The sequence below is a fragment of the Geodermatophilus sp. URMC 62 genome (genome assembly GCF_052931475.1).
This window is the reverse complement of sequence record NZ_JBRFHY010000001.1, coordinates 4181003-4198126: the sequence shown is the minus strand read 5'-3', so window position 1 is coordinate 4198126 and position 17124 is coordinate 4181003. Positions and strand designations below refer to the sequence as shown.

Sequence of the window (17124 nt, the reverse complement as noted above, 5' to 3'; positions counted from 1 at the left end):
CGGTCAGCGCCCGGGGCGGAAGGGGTTGCGGCCGGGCCGGAACAGCGTCTCCTGGGTGAGGCTCGCGGCCAGGACGCCGTAGCGGGTGGTGAGGGACCCGGTGTACCAGCCGCGCCCGCCCGAGACCGTGGCCGGCACGAGGTCCACGAGCACCCACTCGTCGAGCCGGGCGGGCCGGTGGAACCACAGCGCGTGGTCCAGCGTCGGCCCGGGGGCCGCCTCGTCCTCCGGCAGCGCCGACAGCCCGGTGCCGATGTCGGAGAGGTAGGTCAGCGCGCAGGCGTGCAGCAGCGGGTCGTCGGGCAGCGGCACCGTCGTCCGCGCCCAGAACCGGGTCGGCATCGCGGCCGTCGCGTACGGCTGGGCCGGCCGGCGGCTCTCCACGGAGAACAGCCGCGGCAGCGTCAGCGGCGGGCAGTCCTCCGGCGCCTGCACCGCGGGCGCGTCGGCCACCTGGACGTCGGGCCCCGCGCCGGGCGCCTGGAAGGACGCCGACATCGACAGCACCACCTCCCCGCCCTGCACCGCCACCACCCGGCGGGCGGAGAAGGAGCCGCCGTCGCGGTCGCGGTCGACGTGGAAGACGGTGGGCCGGGCGGCGTCCCCGCTGCGCAGGAAGTAGCCGTGCAGCGAGTGCGGCAGCCGGTCGGGGGCCACGGTGCGACCGGCGGCCAGCAGCGCCTGCGCGGCGACCTGGCCGCCGTAGAGCGGGAACGGGTCGGTGAACAGCAGGGTGCTGCGGTAGAGGTCGCGGTCGATCTCCTCGAGCGTGAGGACGTCGGTCACCGTCGGCTGCCGCGTGCCGTCCCCTGCCGTGTCCCCTGGTGTCTCCCCTGCTGTCGCGCTCACGACCGGCGAACGTAACGGGGCCGGCGACCGCCCCGGCGGGCGGCCCCGGCAGCGGCGGCCGTGCGGCACCCCCTTGACAGGCAAGCGACGACTTGCCTATGACTGTGCCCGTGGACGCGGACGCCGACCTGTACCGGGCCATCGGCGACGCGACGCGGCGCACCATCCTCGACGAGCTGACCGAGAGGGACGGTCAGACGCTGTTCGAGATCTGCGGCCGGCTGACGGTGAAGCACGGCCTGGCCTCCTCGCGCCAGGCCGTCTCCCAGCACCTCGCGGTGCTCGAACAGGCCGGCCTGGTGCACACCCGGCGGCAGGGCCGGTACAAGTTCCACCACCTCGACACGAGCCCGCTGCGCTCGATCGTCGAGCGGTGGCCGATCGACCGAGAGGGACCGAACCCGTGATCCGCATCACCGTGACCAGTGTGTTCGTCGACGACCAGGCCAAGGCGCTCGCCTTCTACACCGACAAGCTGGGGTTCACCAAGAAGACCGACGTGCCGGCCGGCGAGTACCGCTGGCTCACCGTGGTCTCCCCCGCCGACCCCGACGGCGTCGAGCTCCTGCTGGAGCCCGACGGCCACCCGGCGGCGGGCCCGTTCAAGGAGGCCCTGGTCGCCGACGGCATCCCGTTCACCCAGTTCGCCGTCGCCGACGTGTACGCCGAGGTCGAGCGGCTCAAGGGGCTGGGCGTGGAGTTCACCCAGGACGCCACCGACCTGGGGCCGGTGGTCACCGCCGTCCTCGACGACACCTGCGGCAACCTGATCCAGCTCGCCACGCTGAAGTAGCGCACCCGCTGCGCGGTCCGGTCCCAGGACCCCCCGTGCGGCGGAGTCCTGGGACCGGGTCTCAGAGCAGCTCGAGGATGGTGGCGTTGGCCTGGCCGCCGCCCTCGCACATCGTCTGCAGGCCGTAGCGGATGCCGTTGTCGCGCATGTGGTGCACGAGCGTGGTCATGATCCGCGCACCCGAGCCGCCCAGCGGGTGGCCCAGCGCGATCGCGCCGCCGTTGGGGTTGAGCGCCTTGGCGTCGGCGCCGAGCTCGGCCAGCCAGGCCAGCGGCACCGGCGCGAAGGCCTCGTTGACCTCGAACGCGCCGATCTCGTCGATGCTCAGGCCCGAGCGCTGCAGCGCCTTCTGCGTCGCCGGGATCGGCGCGGTCAGCATGATGACCGGGTCGGCGCCGGCGAGCACCGCCGTGTGCATCCGCGCGATGGGCCTCAGGCCCAGCTCGGCGGCCTTCTCGCTGGTGGTCATCAGCAGCCCGGCCGACCCGTCGGAGATCTGCGAGGAGTTGCCGGCGTGGATGACGCCGTCCTCCTTGAACACCGTCTTGAGCGTGCCGAGCTTCTCCACGGTCGACTCGCGGATGCCCTCGTCCTGGCTGACGACCGTGCCGTCGGGCGTGGTCACCGGCGCGATCTGGGCGTCGAAGCGGCCCTCGGCCCGCGCGGCGGCGGCCTTCTCGTGGCTGGCCACCGAGAACTCGTCGCACTGCTGGCGCGACAGCCCCCACCGCTCGGCGATCATCTCGGCGCCGACGCCCTGGTTGATGTGCACGCCGCCGTAGCGCTGCCGGAACCGGTCGCCGAAGGGATCGGCGCCGGCCTTGGCGGTGCCCATCGGCACCCGCGACATCGACTCCACACCGCCGGCCACGACGACGTCGTACTGCCCCGAGACCAGGCCGGCCGCCGCGAAGTGCACCGACTGCTGCGACGACCCGCACTGCCGGTCGACGGTCACCCCGGTCACCGCCTCCGGCCACCCGGCCGCCAGCACCGCCGTCCGGGCGATGTCGAAGGTCTGCTCACCCACCTGGGACACGCAGCCCCAGATGACGTCGTCGACCTCGGCCGGGTCCAGCCCCGCCCGCTGCGCCAGCGAGGTCAGCACGTGCGCCGACAGGTCGACCGGGTGCACCCCCGACAGCCCGCCGTTGCGCTTGCCCACCGGCGTGCGCACCGCCTCCACGATCACCGCGTCCCGCACGTCCCGCTCCTCACGCTCGACTGTGGCGCCCGGCACACCGGGCCCGTCCGCACAGTAACCCGCCGGTCGCGACGGCCGGGGGGACCGGTCGGGGCGCCGTGGCGCCGGCCCCTCGACCGGGTCGGGCCTGGGGGGTGACGCGGGTCAGCGGCCCCGCCACACCGGCGGGCGGCGCTCGGCGAAGGCGGTGGCACCCTCGCGGGCGTCCTCGGAGGAGAAGACCGGGTCGATCAGCTCCTGCTGCCGCGACCAGCCCTCCTCGGCGGTCCAGTCGGCGGTGTTCCGGGCGATCTGCTTGGTGGCCGCGACCGCCAGCGGGCCGTTGGCGGCGATCACCCCGGCCAGCTCGACGGCGGCGTCGAGCGCCCCACCCTCGTCGACCACCCGGTTGACCAGGCCGACCGCGGCGGCGCGCTCGGCGTCGATCGGCTGGCCGGTCAGCAGCATCTCCATCGCGACCGCCTGCGGGATCCGGCGCGGCAGGAACAGCGCGGCGCCGGCCGCGGCCACCAGCGAGCGGGTCACCTCGGGCACCCCGAAGCGGGCAGAGCGCCCGGCGACGACGAGGTCGCAGGCCAGCACCAGCTCGAACCCGCCGGCCAGCGCCCAGCCCTCGACCGCGGCCAGCAGCGGCTTGCGCGGCGGGGTCTGGGTGATCCCGCACAGCCCGCGACCCTCGACCGAGGGCCGCTCGCCGCGCAGGAACGCCTTGAGGTCCATGCCGGCGGAGAAGGTGCCGCCCGCCCCGGTGAGCACGCCGGCGCGCAGCCCGCCTTCGGCGTCGAGCTCGTCGACGGCGTCGGCCACCCCCCGGGCCACCGCCGCGTCGAGGGCGTTCCTCGCCTGCGGCCGGTTGATGGTGATGACCTGGACGGCGCCCCGCCGCTCCACCAGCACGCTGTCGTCGGACACGGATGCCTCCCCTCCGCGGCGGCGCCGCGGTGCCTGTGCGTCCCCGGTCAGCGGGAGCGCGACCACTCCTCCAGCACCGCCGTCGCGTCGGCCGGGCCGGGCGGGACGGACGCGGCCGGGCCGGCCGGCGTTCGCGAGAACCGGGGTGCCGGCGCGGCCTGCAGCACGCCGTCGACCTCGACGAGCGTGCCGCGGGCGGCCAGGTGCGGGTGCGCCGCGGCCTCCGCCGGCTCCAGCACCGGGGTCACGCAGGCGTCGCTGCCGTCGAACACCGCCTCCCAGTGCTCCCGCGGCCGGGCGGCGAACGCCGCCGTGAAGGCCGCGCGCAGGCGCGGCCAGCCGGCCCGGTCGTGCTGGGCGGGCAGGCCGGCGTCGGCGAGCCCGAGGCCCTCGAGCAGCGCGGCGTAGAACTGCGGCTCCAGCGCCCCGACCGCGACGAAGCGGCCGTCGGCGCAGCGGTAGACGTCGTAGAAGGGGGCGCCGCCGTCGAGCAGGTTGGTGCCCGGGTGGTCCGACCACAGCCCCTGGCCGCGCAGCGACCACATCGGCTGGGAGATCAGCGCCACGCCGTCGACCATGGCGGCGTCCACCACCTGCCCGCGGCCCGACCGCGACCGCTCGTGGAGCGCGGCGAGGACGCCGACGAGCACGAGCATCGAGCCGCCGCCGTAGTCGGCGACGAGGTTCATCGGGAAGCGCGGCGCCTCACCGGGGCGCCCGAGGGCGGCCAGCGTGCCGGTCAGGCCCAGGTAGTTGACGTCGTGGCCGGCGCGGTCGGCCCACGGGCCGCCCTGCCCCCACCCGGTCATCCGCGCGTAGACCAGGCCGGGGTTGCGGGACAGGCACTCGTCGGGACCGAGGCCCAGCCGCTCGGCCACACCGGGGCGGAAGACGTCGACCAGCACGTCGGCCCGCTCGACCAGGCCCAGGACGAGGTCGTGCCCCCCGGGCGTCTTGACGTCGGCGGCCACGGAGCGCCGCCCGCGCATCACCGCGTCCGGGCCGCCGGAACCCACGCTCAGCCCCCCGGAGGGCCGCTCCACGCGGACGACGTCGGCACCGAGGTCGGCCAGCACCATCGCCGCGTGCGGTCCGGGGCCGATGCCGCCGAGCTCGACGACCCGCAGCCCGTCGAGCGGGCCGCTCACGCCGCGCTCCGCAGGTGCCGGTCGAAGAAGCGCAGGATCCGCCCCCAGGCGTCCTCGGCCGAGGGTTCGTGGAAGGACAGGCCGGCGAGCCGCTCGAGCGGGGAGAACGGCCCCGCGCTGTGCCGGTTGAGGAAGGAGTGCCCGGCGTCCGGGTACTCCCGCACGTCGTGGTCCACGCCCAGGGAGGTCAGGGCGGCCTCCAGCCGGTCGGCCGCCCCCCTCAGCGCGACGTCGCGGCGGCCGTAGCTGGCCACCACCGGGCAGGCGCCGCGCAGCACCTCCTCCAGGTCCGCGGGCAGCGGGCCGTAGTTGGGGGCCGAGACGTCGAAGCCGCGGGTGGCGCCGTACAGCGCGAACTTCCCGCCCATGCAGAAGCCGAGCACCCCGACCCGGCCGGTGCAGTCGGCGCGCCCGGCGAGCAGGCGCCGGGCCGCCTCCAGGTCACCGAAGGCCGGGCCCTCCCCGCGGGAGAGGGCCCGGAACGTCGTGCGCAGGCAGCGCACCGCCCCGCCGGCGCTGAACAGGTCCGGGGCGAGCGCGAGGTAGCCGGCGGCGGCCAGCCGGTCGGCGTGCTGGCGGACGTCGTCGGTCAGGCCGAAGACCTCGTGGACGACGACCACGCCGGGCCAGGGTCCCTCCCCCACGGGCGGGACGGCGAGGTGGGCTCGGAGTTCGGGCGCGCTCGCGCCGCCGGGTATCACGGTGCTGGGCAGGGGGACCTCCCGGGTCGCAGCGGCAGCCGGCACCGCCGACGCTAACCCGCAGGTGTGTCGGCCGTCCCAGCGGGCCGTGCGCTCGCCGGTGCGGTCGGCACCGCGGCGACCTCCCGCGGGCCGGCGAGGTCGTGCCCGGCCGCGCAGCGCAGCGCCAGCGACACCGGCTCCCCGCAGTCGCGGTGGGTCAGCTCCAGCGGTGGGGCCCCGTCGTCGGCCAGCCACCGGTCGCCCCACTGCATCAGCGCGACCAGCGCGGGGTGGAGGTCGCGGCCCTTGTCGGTGAGCCGGTACTCGTGCCGCTGCCGCTCGCCCTCGGCGCGGTAGGGCACCCGCACCAGCAGGCCGGAGGCGACCAGGGAGTTGAGCCGGTCGGTGAGCACCGCCCTCGGCGCGCCGAGCGCCCGCTGCAGGTCGGCGAAGCGACGCACGCCGAGGAACGCCTCCCGCAGCACCAGGAGGCTCCACTTCTCCCCCACCACGGCCAGGGTGCCGGCGACCGAGCAGCGGGACCGGTCGTACTCCCCAGGCGGCGTGGCGGCGGTCACCGCCGCAGCGTAGGTCACGCTGGGTTCGCTTGACGAACCAGGCGGCCGAGAGGATGGTTGGAGATGCAGACCCAGCAGGTGAGAGCCGAGATCGGCGTCGCACCGAGGGGTCTGCCGGCGAGGGCCGGACACGGCCGCCGCCGTCGTCCGACGTCCCGGAGGACCCGCCATGACCCGCCTGCGCACCGCCCTCACCCACGCCCGCGCCACCCGCGCCCGCCGCCGCGACGACCGTGAGATCGCCCGCGCCCTGGCCGCGGCCCCGACCCTCGAGTCGGCGCACGAGATCGAGGCGCTCGCGGCGCGCCGCTGAGCAACCGCCCGGCGGCGCGCCGGCACGCGCCCGGAGACGTGGCCCCGCGGTCCCCGACCACGGGGCCGCGTCGTCCCCGGGGGACCGTCCGCCTGTGTGGTCCGGGCAACACCCGCGCCGCTAGGGTGTGGCACTCAGTGCCAGCCGGGTGGGCCCCGGCGGACCCGACCGGGACGGAGACGACGGTGGCGAACGCGTGGTTCGAGACGGTGGCCGAGGCACAGCGGCGGGCGAAGAGGCGCCTGCCCAAGGGCGTGTACGGCGCCCTGGTGGCGGGGTCGGAGAAGGGCCTGACCGTCGAGGACAACCTGCGGGCCTTCGACGAGCTGGGTTTCGCACCGCACACCGCGGGGTTGTCGAACAAGCGCGACATGGCCACCACGGTCATGGGCCAGGACGTCTCGATGCCGGTCCTCATCAGTCCGACCGGCGTGCAGGCCGTGCACCCCGACGGCGAGGTCGCCGTCGCCCGGGCCGCCGCGGCCCGCGGGGTGGCGATGGGCCTGTCCTCCTTCGCCAGCAAGCCGGTCGAGGAGGTCGTCGCGGCCAACCCGAGGACGTTCTTCCAGATGTACTGGGTGGGCACCCGCGAGGAGATGCTCGCCCGCATGGACCGGGCCAAGCGGGCCGGTGCCGTGGGCATGATCGCCACCCTCGACTGGTCGTTCGCCTACGGGCGCGACTGGGGCAGCCCGTTCATCCCGTCGAAGATCGACTTCGAGGCCGCCCGGAAGTACGCGCCGCAGGTGCTCCTCCGCCCGCGCTGGCTGCTCGACTTCGCCCGCACCGGCCGCATCCCCGACCTCACCGTGCCGAACATGGTCACCACCCCCGGCGAGACCCCGCCCACCTTCTTCGGCGCCTACGGCATGTGGATGCAGTCGCCGATGCCGTCCTGGGAGGACGTCGCCTGGCTGCGCTCGCAGTGGGACGGGCCGTTCATGCTCAAGGGCGTCATGCGCGTCGACGACGCCAGGAGGGCCGTCGACGCCGGCGTCACCGCGATCTCGGTCTCCAACCACGGCGGCAACAACCTCGACGGCACCCCGGCCTCCATCCGCGCGCTGCCGGCCGTCGCCGAGGCCGTCGGCGACCAGGTCGAGGTGCTGCTCGACGGCGGCATCCGCCGCGGCAGCGACGTCGCCAAGGCCCTGGCCCTCGGCGCCAAGGCGGTCATGATCGGCCGCGCCTACCTGTGGGGCCTGGCGGCCAACGGCCAGGCGGGTGTGGAGAACGTCCTGGACCTGCTGCGCGACGGGCTGGGCTCGGCGCTGACCGGCACGGGGCGCGAGTCGGCGGCCGACCTCTCCCGCGACGACGTCGTCGTCCCGCCCGGCTGGGAGCGGCGCCTCGGTGCCGCCGAGCCCGACGCCCCGGTGGAGACGATCACCGGCCGCAGCCGCACCGCCTGAGACAGGACCTCCCCGCGGGGAGGGCGCACCGGGAATCCTCCGGGGCGGGTCGTGTTGCACCCGGCAACGAACGTGCGCCGCCCCGGAGGTACCCCGTGCAGATCCCGCTGTCCGTCCTCGACCTGGCCCCCGTCGCCTCCGGCGAGACGGTGGCCAGCAGCATCGCCGCCAGCGTCGCCCTGGCGCAGCGCGCGGAGGAGACCGGCTACCGCCGGGTCTGGTACGCCGAGCACCACAACATGCGCCACATCGCCTCGTCGGCGACCAGCGTGCTCATCGCGCACGTCGGGGCGCACACGCAGACCATCCGGCTCGGCGCCGGCGGCGTGATGCTGCCCAACCACTCGCCGCTGACGATCGCCGAGCAGTTCGGCACGCTGGAGGCGATGTACCCCGGCCGCATCGACCTGGGGCTGGGCCGCGCGCCGGGCTCGGACCAGAACACGATGTACGCCCTGCGCCGCGACGCGAACTCCGCCGAGCGCTTCCCGCAGGACGTCCTCGAGCTGCAGGGCTACCTCACCGGGCACTCCCGGGTGCCCGGTGTCGACGCGATCCCCGGCAAGGGCAGCGACGTGCCGCTGTACGTGCTCGGCTCGTCGATGTTCGGCGCCGGCCTCGCCGCGGCGCTCGGCCTGCCCTACGCCTTCGCCTCGCACTTCGCGCCGCAGGCGCTCGAGCCCGCGGTGGCCGCCTACCGCCGCGACTTCCGCCCGTCCGAGCAGCTCGACGCCCCCTACGTGATCGCCGGGGTCAACGCCATCGCCGCCGACACTCCCGAGGCCGCGCAGGCGGCGCGGGAGGCGACCCGGAAGCGCCTGGCGGTGAGCCTGTTCGGCCAGGGCCGCGACCTGACCGACGACGAGGCCGGGCTGCTGCTGGCCTCCGGCGCGGGCGTCCACGTCGACCGGATGCTCACCCACACCGCGGTCGGCACCCCCGCCGAGGTGCGCGAGCAGCTGGCCGCCTTCGCCCGGCTGGCCGACGCCGACGAGCTGATCGTCGCCCACCAGGCGCCGGGCACCGAGGAGCGGCTGCGCTCGGTCACGCTGGTGGCAGAAGCGGTGCAGTCCCTGACCGTGTAGCCCGCCCCGTGTAGCCCGCCCGGTCCTCCCCGGCGGCCGACCGGCCGTCGGGGAGGATGACTCGGTGCACGCCGAGACCGTCCTCCTGCTCGCCCTGGCCGCGGTCGCGGTGATCGTCGCGGCCCGCGGGCTGGCCGGCCGCACCGGCATGCCGGCGGCCGCACTGCTGACCGTGACCGGGCTGGTCTACGCGCTGCTGCCCGGCCCGAACCTCACGCTCGACCCCGAGGTCGTCCTCACCGTCCTGATCCCGCCACTGCTCTACAGCGCCGCACTGGACTCCTCGCTCATCGCCATCCGGGCCAACCTGCGCACCGTCGTCGGCCTCTCGGTGCTGCTCGTGCTGGTCACCGCGCTGGTCATCGGCGCCGGCTTCGCGCTGTGGGTGCCCGGCGCCACGCTGGCCGCCGGCATCGCGCTCGGCGCCGCGGTCGCGCCCCCGGACCCGGTGGCCGCGCTCGCCGTCGGCCGGCGGGTCGGGTTGCCCCCGCGGATCGTCACGCTCATCCAGGGCGAGGGGCTGCTCAACGACGCCACCGCCCTGACGCTGCTCACCGTCGCGGTCGCCGCGGCCTCCGGGGACGGCTTCTCCACCTGGGGCGCGCTGGGCCAGTTCGTGCTGGCCGCGGCCGGCGGGGTCGCGGCGGGCCTGGTCGTCGCCTACGGCGTCCGGCCGCTGCGCCGGCTGCGCCGCGACCCGCTGACGTCCAACGCGATCTCGCTGGCCACCCCGTTCATCGCCTACCTGCTCGCCGAGTCCGTGGACGTGTCCGGCGTGCTGGCCGTCGTCGTCGCCGGGCTGGTCATCGCGCACAACGCGCCGTACTGGCAGTCGGGGGCCACCCGGCTGCAGACCGACGCGGTCTGGCGGCTGGTCGACTTCCTCCTCGAAGGTGTGGTGTTCCTGCTCATCGGCCAGCAGCTGCCCGCGGTGATCAGCAACCTGGGCCAGTACGCACCCTCGACGGTCGTGGTCGCCTCGGTCATCACGGTCGGGGCGGTGCTTCTGGTCCGGCCGCTGTGGCTGTGGCTCACCGAGCACGCGCCGCAGGCGCTGCACATGCGCCTGGGCGGCTCCCCGGTCGAGGCCGAGTCCATCCCGCCGGGCGGGCGCTCCCCCGCCGCGCCCCGGCTGTCCGGCCGGGAGATCGCCGTGCTGAGCTGGGCCGGCACCCGCGGCGTCATCAGCCTCGCCGCCGTCTTCACGATCCCGCGGGTCACTGACGCCGGTGCCCCCTTCCCCGACCGCGACCTGCTGCTGTTCTGCGCCTTCCTCGCCGTGCTGGTCACGCTGGTCGGCCAGGGCGCCACCTTCGCGCCGCTGGTCCGCCGGCTGGGCCTGCGCGCCGACGCCGCCGACGCCGCCCGGCTGCGCAACCAGGCGCGCGCCGCCGCCGTCGAGGCGGGGTTGACCCGGCTCGACGAACTGCAGGCCGAGCAGCACGACCACGTCGACGACGCGGCCATCGAGGCGATCCGCGGCGCGCTGAGCACGCGACTGGACCGCTACCGCCGGCGGCTGGAGGCGCTTGAGGACGCCGAGGGCGCGGTGCCGCTGTCGCCGCAGTACGAGGCGGCGCTGCGGGTCCGCCGCGCCGTCATCGACGCCGAGCGCCAGGAGCTGCTGCGCTGGCGCGACCTCGGCCGGCTGCCCGACGAGGGCCTGCGCACCCTCGAACGGGAGCTCGACCACCAGGAGAACCTGCTGCCCACCCGCCCGACCTGAGCCCGCCGGCCGCCGCGGTCAGCCGGCCGGGCTGCGGTGGGCGTCGAGCCAGGCGACGACGTCGGCGAGGACCTCGTCCTTCTCCGGCTCGTTGTGCGGCTCGTGGTACAGCCCGTCGTAGACCCGCACGGTGAGGTCCGGCGAGGCGGCGTGCTGCCGGACCACCTCGCTGGCCGAGGGCGGCATGAGCCGGTCGGCGCCGCCGTGCAGGACGAGCAGGGGCAGGGTGAGGCTCCTCAGCCGCGCCGGCATCCCGGCCGCCCCGAGCATGATCGCGGTACCGGTGCGGGCGACCATCCTCCCGGTGTGGTTGAGCGGGTCGCTGCGGTAGGCGGCGACCACCTCGGGATCGCGGCTGACCGTCTCGGGGTCGAGGGTGAGCACGCCCAGGCCCGGCGCCAGCCGCGAGAGCAGCGGCGCCAGCGCCCGCTGCACCGGCGTGGCCGTGCTCGTGTCCAGCGCGGGGGCCGAGACGACGCCGCCGGCCACTCGCTCGTGCGGCGTCCCGGTGAGGTACTGCAGGGCGACCAGCCCGCCGAGGCTGTGCCCGTAGACGAACAGCGGCACCCCGGAGTGCCGGCCGGCGGCGGTGCGCACGAGGGTGGCCACGCCGTCGACGGCGGCCTCCAGGCCGGTGATGTCGCCGCGCCGGCCGGGCGAGCGGCCGTGCCCCGGGTGGTCGGCCGCACAGCTCGCGTACCCGGCCGCGCCGAGCCGCTCGGCCACGTGCGCGTACCGGCCGCCGTGCTCGTGCGCCCCGTGGACGAGGACGACGACGCCGACCGGGGCGGGCGGCGTCCAGCCCTGCCAGTACAGCCCCGAGGGCAGCCTGCCCTCCTCGTGCGCGAGCGCGCGGCCGGTGTCCTCGGTCATGCGTCCTCCCCAGCTCGCCCGGTGCCCCGGCGCGGCAGCATGCCACCCCGCGCGGCGGGCAGGTCGGCGCGGCCCGGACGGCGCCGGCCGGGATCGCCCGTCGCCGGCAGTCGCGCCCGTGACGGGACGGTCCGGGCCCGACCTGCGAGGACGCCGGGTCGCCCCCGCCCGACCCCTCCGGGCCGCCGGATCCGCACTCCGAGACCCGGGCGTGTCGCCCAATCCGGTGGCACACTCCATGCCGAGCAGTCGCCGACTCTGAGTAACCGCACCGGCGGCGCCACGAACGTCGGGAGCAGACCCGGCCAGGAGGTCTCGCCGTGCGTCCAGCGATGACGACGACCGTCCCCGGTCCCCGCCCGTGCCCGGACCCCGCCGGCTGGCTCGCCGCCGCCGCCGCCCGGTGGCACGCCGCCGGGGACCTCGTCTCCGCCGTCCGCGCCGTGGTGACCGACACCGCCGGCCTGCTGGCGGAGGGCGCCACCGTGTCGGTCACCCTGCTGGCCGCCGGCCGGCGTCCGCGCGACCCGGTGGCCAGCGACGCGGCGGCCGCCTCGCTCGACACCCTGCAGGTCGGCAGCGGCGAGGGGCCGCTGGTCGCGGCCCTGGCCGGCACACCGGACGGCAGCCCCGACCTCGCCCACGACCCGCGGTGGCCCTGCTTCACCGGGCACGCCGCCGCCGCGGGGGTCCGGGCGGTCACCTGCCTGCCCCTGGACACCGGCCGCGAGGTGGTCGGCGCGCTGTCGGTGTACGGCCCCGGCCCCGGCGCCCCGGCCGACCCCGCGGCGCTGGCCCCGGTGGCCGGGCACGCCGCGCTCGCGCTGCGGGCCGTGCAGCGCATCGAGCACCTGACGACGGCGGTGGCCAGCCGCGACGTGATCGGTCAGGCCAAGGGGGTCCTCATGGAGCGCTACCGGATCACGTCCGACGCCGCCTTCGGCATCCTCGTCCGCGCCTCCCAGGACACCCACCGCAAGGTGCGCGACGTCGCCGCCCTGGTCACCGAGACCGGGGAGGCCCCCGGGACCGCCGGGTACGCGGACGTCGACCGGTGAGCCGGGGACGGCACGACTGGGTCGTCCTCGACAGCGAGGAGGCCCACGCCCAGGTGGTGGGCGACTTCGTCGCGGAGGGGGTCCGGCGCGGCGAGTGCGTGCTGCTCACCGGCCTGGGCGCCCGCGAGCAGCGGCTGTGGACGCGGCTGCGCCGGTCCGGCGTCGTCCCGGAGACCTGGCAGCCCTCGGCGTCGACGGCGGTGCGGGTCCTGCCACCCGACCCCGACCGCCTGCCCGGAGCCGTCGCGGCGGCCCTCGCCGAGGGCTACTCCGGTGTGCGGTTCAGCGGCGCGCTGACCGCGGCCGGCGACAACCCGTTCGAGGCGGTGGTCAGTGACCTCACCGAGGACGCGCCCCTCACCGTGCTCTGCCCGTACTTCCGCGGCCTGCTGCTGCCCGGCCAGCGGGAGACACTGGTGACCTGTCACGACTCCGAGCACGACGCCACCGCGGAGTTCGACGACGGCGTGTTCCGGCTGACCTGGTCCGGCGACGTGCTGCGCCTGGCCGGCGAGCTCGACTCCGGCAACGCCGACGGCCTGCGCGCGGTGCTCCAGGCGACGTTGCGCGACGACGGGCGGCCGACCACCTGGGACGTCGTCGACCTGCGCTTCCTCGACGTCGGTGCCGCCGACTCCCTGGTCGCCGCGGCCGCCGGGCCCCCGGGGCTGACCCTGGTCGGCGCCTCGCGGCTGACCTCGCGGCTGGTCCGCCTGCTCGCCGACCGGCACCCCGGCCGCTCGGTGCAGTTGGCCGACGTCTCCGGCGGAGGGACCAACCGGTGACCACGCCACCCGGTGGAGGGACGAGCCGGTGAGCGCGACGACCGTCGTGCCGGTGCACCGGTGCGCCTTCCACGACGGCCCGGAGCAGGCCGGGGAGATCGCGGCGGAGCTGACCCGGCGGGCGATGGTCGCCGGTTCGCCGGTGGTGGCCTACGTCGACGACGTCGTCCGGCAGGTCCTCGTCGAGCGGGTGCCCGACGCGCCGGTGACCTTCGCGCCCCCGCGGATCCTGGTCGACGTCCCGCTCCCTCTCCTGGCCGAGGACTGGGCCCGGCACCTGGGCCCCGGGCACGGCGGGCTGGTCACCGTCCTGTGCCAGCGGCCGGTCGCGCTCGACCCCGACGTCGAGCGGTGGCGCTGCGCGGAGCAGGACACCACGGACGCGGTCGCCGCCCGGCCCCTCACGGTGACCTGCCTGGTCGACACCACCTACGGGCCCCCGGACGGCGTGGCCATGGCGCGCGGCGCCCACCCGGTGCTGTGGTTCGACGGCCTGGACCTGCCCAACCCCGACCTCCGCCCACCGACCGTCCTGCGGGCCCGGAGCGGCCCGGTGACCGAAGCGGTCCTCGACCCGCGGGCGGCGGCCGCCAACCGCCGGTGGTGGCACGGGCGGCTGGCCGCGGCCGGGATGCCCGAGGGACGGCGCGAGGAGCTGGTCCTCGTGCTCCACGAGGCCGTCACCGTCGCCGCCGCGCTGGACGGCGACCCGGCGGCCATCCGCGTCCGCCTCACCGTGGCCGGGGACGCCGCGTCGGGGACGACGGTGACCGGCGAGGTGGTCACCCGCACGCGGTGCGAGACGCTCACACCCTCGACCGTGCCGTCGGACCGGCGGCTGCTGATGCTCTGGCTGGCGGAGAAGGTCTCCCCCGCGGTGACGCTGGCGGTGCTGCCCGAGGCCGACGGCGCCCGGTTCCTGGTGTCCGCACAGCCGCCCGACCGCGCCTGAGGTCGGACGGGGTCACGGCTCGGCAACGGCGCGCGGGCCCGCGCACCCCCGGGGGGTGTGCGGTCGTTGGACCCGGAGGGGTGGTCGTGCGGTGACCGGCAGCGAGGGCGAGGGCGAGGGCGGGGGCGTCGCCGGAGGAGGCGCCGGCTCCGCCGACGTGGACCGGCCGGCCGAGGCACGGACGTGGGTGCGGACGTGGGCCGAGGCCGCCGGCTGTCCCGCCGCCGTCGTCGAGGAGCTCGTGCTGCTGGTGTCGGAGGTGCTGGTGGCCGACGCCGCCCGGGCGGGTGCGACGCACGGGCCGCGGCGGCTGCGTGCCGTCCCGAGCGGGGGCGGCCTCGTGGTCGAGGTGGAGCTCCCGGCGCCGCTGCTGCCGCTGCCGGAGCAGCCCGCCGCCGACGACCCGCGGGCCCGGCTGGCGGTGGCGGCCGCGGCGGCGCTGTCCGTCGCGGTGGACGCCCGGCCCGCCGACGACGGCGGTCAGTCGGTGCGGATCCAGACCCGGGCGTAGCCGGTCCGGCGCCCGAGAGCGCCGGACCGGCGACGGCACGTACTCAGCTGGGCAGCAGCCGCCCGAGCAGGCCCTTGACCGTCGACCCGAGCCGGTAGGACTGCACCAGCCAGGCGTTGCACACGATCACCGCACCGGCCAGGGCCGGGACGGCGCCCTGGGTGACCCGCTGCCGCGCCTGCCACTTCTTGATCTCCGCCGGGGTGCCGGCCGAGGGCAGCGTGGCGTCCTTGACCTCGAGGCTCCCGTCGCGGGCGGCCTGCTCGGCCAGTTTCCCGATCTGTGCGCCCGAGTAGGCGGCGTAGGCGGTGGCGCCCGCCCCGGCCACCGTGAGCGCCGCCTTGAGCGTGCCGACGGACGCGTAGCCCTTCTGCAGCGCCAGCCGTTCCTTGTTCGAGCGGGTGAGCTGCAGGCCGGTGACCAGCGTGGCCAGGATGCCGCCGAACTGCGCCGGCTGGAACCGCGACCAGGCGGAGCTGGCCACCCGTACCTTGTCGATGCCGGCGGTCAGGTCGCTGCCGGACTTGTTCACCCCCGCGATGCCCATGACCGAGCCGCCGAACCACAGGGCGGTGCCCAGGTCGTGCACCGACTGGGCCAGGAAGTGGTTGTCCGTCGTCTTCGTCACGAGTGCTCCCGTCCGGGTGCCCGCCGGGAGCGCGGCACCGCGTCGAACCGTCGTCGGCGTCCCCGCTGCTCAGGGGCCGGTCGGTCGTGCCGGGTCGCTACCCCGCCCGGGCGCGCCGGGAAACAGCGCGCCCGGACGGGAGCGGCTCACTCCGACGCGGTGGCGGTGTCGCCCTGCGCCTGCTCGCTGCTGCGCGGGCCGATCCACACCGTCTTGGCGTTGGTGAACTCGTACATGCCGAGCTCGGTGAGCTCCCGGCCGTAGCCGCTCTGCTTGACCCCGCCGAAGGGCAGCTCGGGGTAGCTGGTGACCATCCCGTTGACGAAGGCCATGCCCGACTGGACGTCGCGGATGAAGGTGGCCCGCTCCTGCTCGTCCTCGCTCCACAGGTTGCTGCCCAGGCCGTAGGGGTGGCTGTTGGCGATCTCGATGGCCTCCTCGAGGGAGTCGACCGTCCACAGCGCGGCGACCGGGCCGAAGACCTCCTCGTCGTAGAGGTCCATCTCCGGCGTGATGCCGGTGAGCAGGGTCGGCTCGTAGAACCACCCCGGCCGGTCGGGCCGCTTCCCGCCGGTGACCACGGTGGCGCCCTTGTCGACGGCGTCCTGCACGTACTTCTCGACGTCCTCCCGGCCCGACTCGGTGGCCAGCGGGCCGACCTTCGTGTCCTCGGCCATGGGGTCGCCGACGGTCAGCGCGGCGAGCTTCTCGGCGAACAGCCGGGTGAACTCCTCCGCGATGTCGGTGTGCACGAAGAAGCGCTTGGCCGCGATGCAGCTCTGCCCGTTGTTCTGGCAGCGCGCGGTGACCGCGACCTCGGCGGCGCGGTCGAGGTCGGCCGAGGGCATGACGATGAACGGGTCGCTGCCGCCGAGCTCGAGGACCGTCTTCTTCAGCACGTCGCCGGCGATGGAGGCCACCGACTGCCCGGCCGGCGCACTGCCGGTGAGGGTGGCCGCGGCGACGCGGTCGTCGCGCAGCACCCGCTCGATCGCCGAGGAGCCGACCAGCAGGGTCTGGAAGACGTCGGCGGGGAAGCCGGCCTTGCGGAACAGCTCCTCGATGTAGAGCGCCGTCTGCGGCACATTGCTGGCGTGCTTGAGCAGGCCGACGTTGCCGGCCATGAGCGCCGGCGCGGCGAAGCGCATCGCCTGCCAGAGGGGGAAGTTCCACGGCATGATCGCCAGGACCACGCCGATCGGCTGGTGGACGACGTAGGCGTCGTCGGCACCCACGGCCCCGGCGTCGGCGGGCCGCGGTTCGAGCATCGCCGGGCCGTGCTCGGCGTAGTAGCGCAGCCCCTTGGCGCACTTGCCGACCTCGGCCTTCGCCGCGGCCAGCGTCTTGCCCATCTCGGTGACCATGAGCTCGGCCACGGCGTCGGTGTCGCCGTCGAGGACGTCGGCAGCGGCCCGCAACCAGCCGGCCCGCTCCTCGGGCACGGTCAGCCGGTAGGAGCGGAACGCGGTGACGGCGCGGTCGAGCCGCTCGTCGACGGCCTGGTCCGACAGCGCCTCGTAGGTCTTGAGCGTCTCGCCGGTGGCCGGGTTGATCGTCGCGATCGCCATGTCGGTCCCTCCCGTCGTCGGCGTGCGGGGTGCACGCCTCTCCGGC

General features: G+C 75.9%; 19 protein-coding genes. 10 read left to right on the top strand and 9 right to left on the bottom strand.

The genetic code is table 11. The features are described 5' to 3' along the window. Positions 1 to 3: 3 nt before the first annotated feature. Positions 4 to 849, bottom strand: a complete 846-nt coding sequence (locus tag ACU616_RS20370) for an acyl-CoA thioesterase (protein ID WP_446760238.1) — start codon at positions 847 to 849, stop codon at positions 4 to 6. Between the two features lie 104 nt (positions 850 to 953). Between ACU616_RS20370 and ACU616_RS20365 the strand changes: the two genes are divergently transcribed. Both ACU616_RS20365 and ACU616_RS20360 read left to right on the top strand, forming a co-directional pair. Continuing rightward, positions 954 to 1256, top strand: coding sequence for an ArsR/SmtB family transcription factor (locus ACU616_RS20365; protein ID WP_446760237.1), 303 nt, complete (start codon positions 954 to 956; stop codon positions 1254 to 1256). Further along, the gene (locus ACU616_RS20360) at positions 1253 to 1642 is read left to right on the top strand and encodes a VOC family protein (protein WP_446760236.1); all 390 of its coding nucleotides are present in this window, start codon (positions 1253 to 1255) and stop codon (positions 1640 to 1642) included. The genes ACU616_RS20365 and ACU616_RS20360 overlap by 4 nt, the downstream gene beginning before the upstream one ends. 61 nt (positions 1643 to 1703) lie before the next feature. On the opposite strand, the gene ACU616_RS20355 is transcribed toward ACU616_RS20360, so the two are convergent. The 5 genes from ACU616_RS20355 to ACU616_RS20335 form a co-directional block, all read right to left on the bottom strand. After that, positions 1704 to 2846, bottom strand: coding sequence for a thiolase family protein (locus ACU616_RS20355; protein ID WP_446760235.1), 1143 nt, complete (start codon positions 2844 to 2846; stop codon positions 1704 to 1706). Between the two features lie 144 nt (positions 2847 to 2990). Then, complete coding sequence (locus ACU616_RS20350; protein ID WP_446760234.1) at positions 2991 to 3758, bottom strand: crotonase/enoyl-CoA hydratase family protein; 768 nt, start codon at positions 3756 to 3758, stop codon at positions 2991 to 2993. Between the two features lie 47 nt (positions 3759 to 3805). Then, positions 3806 to 4906, bottom strand: coding sequence for a CaiB/BaiF CoA transferase family protein (locus tag ACU616_RS20345; RefSeq protein ID WP_446760233.1), 1101 nt, complete (start codon positions 4904 to 4906; stop codon positions 3806 to 3808). After that, positions 4903 to 5550 carry a dienelactone hydrolase family protein gene (locus tag ACU616_RS20340; RefSeq protein WP_446760232.1) on the bottom strand — a complete coding sequence of 216 codons (648 nt, stop codon included), beginning with the start codon at positions 5548 to 5550 and terminating at the stop codon, positions 4903 to 4905. The genes ACU616_RS20345 and ACU616_RS20340 overlap by 4 nt, the downstream gene beginning before the upstream one ends. A gap of 110 nt (positions 5551 to 5660) precedes the next feature. Further along, positions 5661 to 6167: a winged helix-turn-helix transcriptional regulator gene (locus ACU616_RS20335; RefSeq protein WP_446760231.1), complete on the bottom strand. Its 507-nt coding sequence runs from the start codon at positions 6165 to 6167 to the stop codon at positions 5661 to 5663. Between the two features lie 169 nt (positions 6168 to 6336). Here ACU616_RS20335 and ACU616_RS20330 point away from each other — a divergent pair, with 169 nt between their 5' ends. From ACU616_RS20330 to ACU616_RS20315, 4 genes are all read left to right on the top strand, one after another. Next, positions 6337 to 6480 (top strand): hypothetical protein, encoded by a 144-nt coding sequence (locus tag ACU616_RS20330; protein WP_446760230.1) that lies wholly within the window; start codon positions 6337 to 6339, stop codon positions 6478 to 6480. 185 nt (positions 6481 to 6665) lie between these two features. Beyond that, entirely contained in the window at positions 6666 to 7892 is a 1227-nt protein-coding gene (gene mftD, locus ACU616_RS20325; protein ID WP_446760229.1) for a pre-mycofactocin synthase MftD, read from the top strand. Positions 7893 to 7987: 95 nt separating this feature from the next. After that, positions 7988 to 8977, top strand: a complete 990-nt coding sequence (locus ACU616_RS20320) for an LLM class flavin-dependent oxidoreductase (protein ID WP_446760228.1) — start codon at positions 7988 to 7990, stop codon at positions 8975 to 8977. Positions 8978 to 9041: 64 nt separating this feature from the next. After that, positions 9042 to 10703: a Na+/H+ antiporter gene (locus ACU616_RS20315; RefSeq protein WP_446760227.1), complete on the top strand. Its 1662-nt coding sequence runs from the start codon at positions 9042 to 9044 to the stop codon at positions 10701 to 10703. Between the two features lie 18 nt (positions 10704 to 10721). On the opposite strand, the gene ACU616_RS20310 is transcribed toward ACU616_RS20315, so the two are convergent. Then, positions 10722 to 11576: an alpha/beta hydrolase gene (locus ACU616_RS20310; RefSeq protein ID WP_446760226.1), complete on the bottom strand. Its 855-nt coding sequence runs from the start codon at positions 11574 to 11576 to the stop codon at positions 10722 to 10724. 332 nt (positions 11577 to 11908) lie between these two features. Between ACU616_RS20310 and ACU616_RS20305 the strand changes: the two genes are divergently transcribed. The 4 genes from ACU616_RS20305 (at position 11909) to ACU616_RS20290 (ending at position 14882) form a co-directional block, all read left to right on the top strand. After that, on the top strand, positions 11909 to 12634 hold the full coding sequence (locus ACU616_RS20305; protein ID WP_446760225.1) for an ANTAR domain-containing protein: 726 nt from the start codon (positions 11909 to 11911) through the stop codon (positions 12632 to 12634). Next, on the top strand, positions 12631 to 13419 hold the full coding sequence (locus tag ACU616_RS20300; protein ID WP_446760224.1) for an MEDS domain-containing protein: 789 nt from the start codon (positions 12631 to 12633) through the stop codon (positions 13417 to 13419). Before ACU616_RS20305 ends, ACU616_RS20300 begins: the two co-directional genes overlap by 4 nt. 28 nt (positions 13420 to 13447) lie before the next feature. Then, positions 13448 to 14371, top strand: a complete 924-nt coding sequence (locus ACU616_RS20295) for a hypothetical protein (protein ID WP_446760223.1) — start codon at positions 13448 to 13450, stop codon at positions 14369 to 14371. A gap of 91 nt (positions 14372 to 14462) precedes the next feature. Then, complete coding sequence (locus ACU616_RS20290) at positions 14463 to 14882, top strand: ATP-binding protein (RefSeq protein WP_446760222.1); 420 nt, start codon at positions 14463 to 14465, stop codon at positions 14880 to 14882. A 43-nt stretch (positions 14883 to 14925) separates the two neighbouring features. Here the strand turns inward: ACU616_RS20290 and ACU616_RS20285 are convergent, their stop codons facing one another. Continuing rightward, entirely contained in the window at positions 14926 to 15510 is a 585-nt protein-coding gene (locus ACU616_RS20285; protein WP_446760221.1) for a hypothetical protein, read from the bottom strand. Positions 15511 to 15656: 146 nt separating this feature from the next. Next, the gene (locus ACU616_RS20280; RefSeq protein WP_446760220.1) at positions 15657 to 17078 is read right to left on the bottom strand and encodes an NADP-dependent succinic semialdehyde dehydrogenase; all 1422 of its coding nucleotides are present in this window, start codon (positions 17076 to 17078) and stop codon (positions 15657 to 15659) included. Positions 17079 to 17124 lie beyond the last annotated feature (46 nt).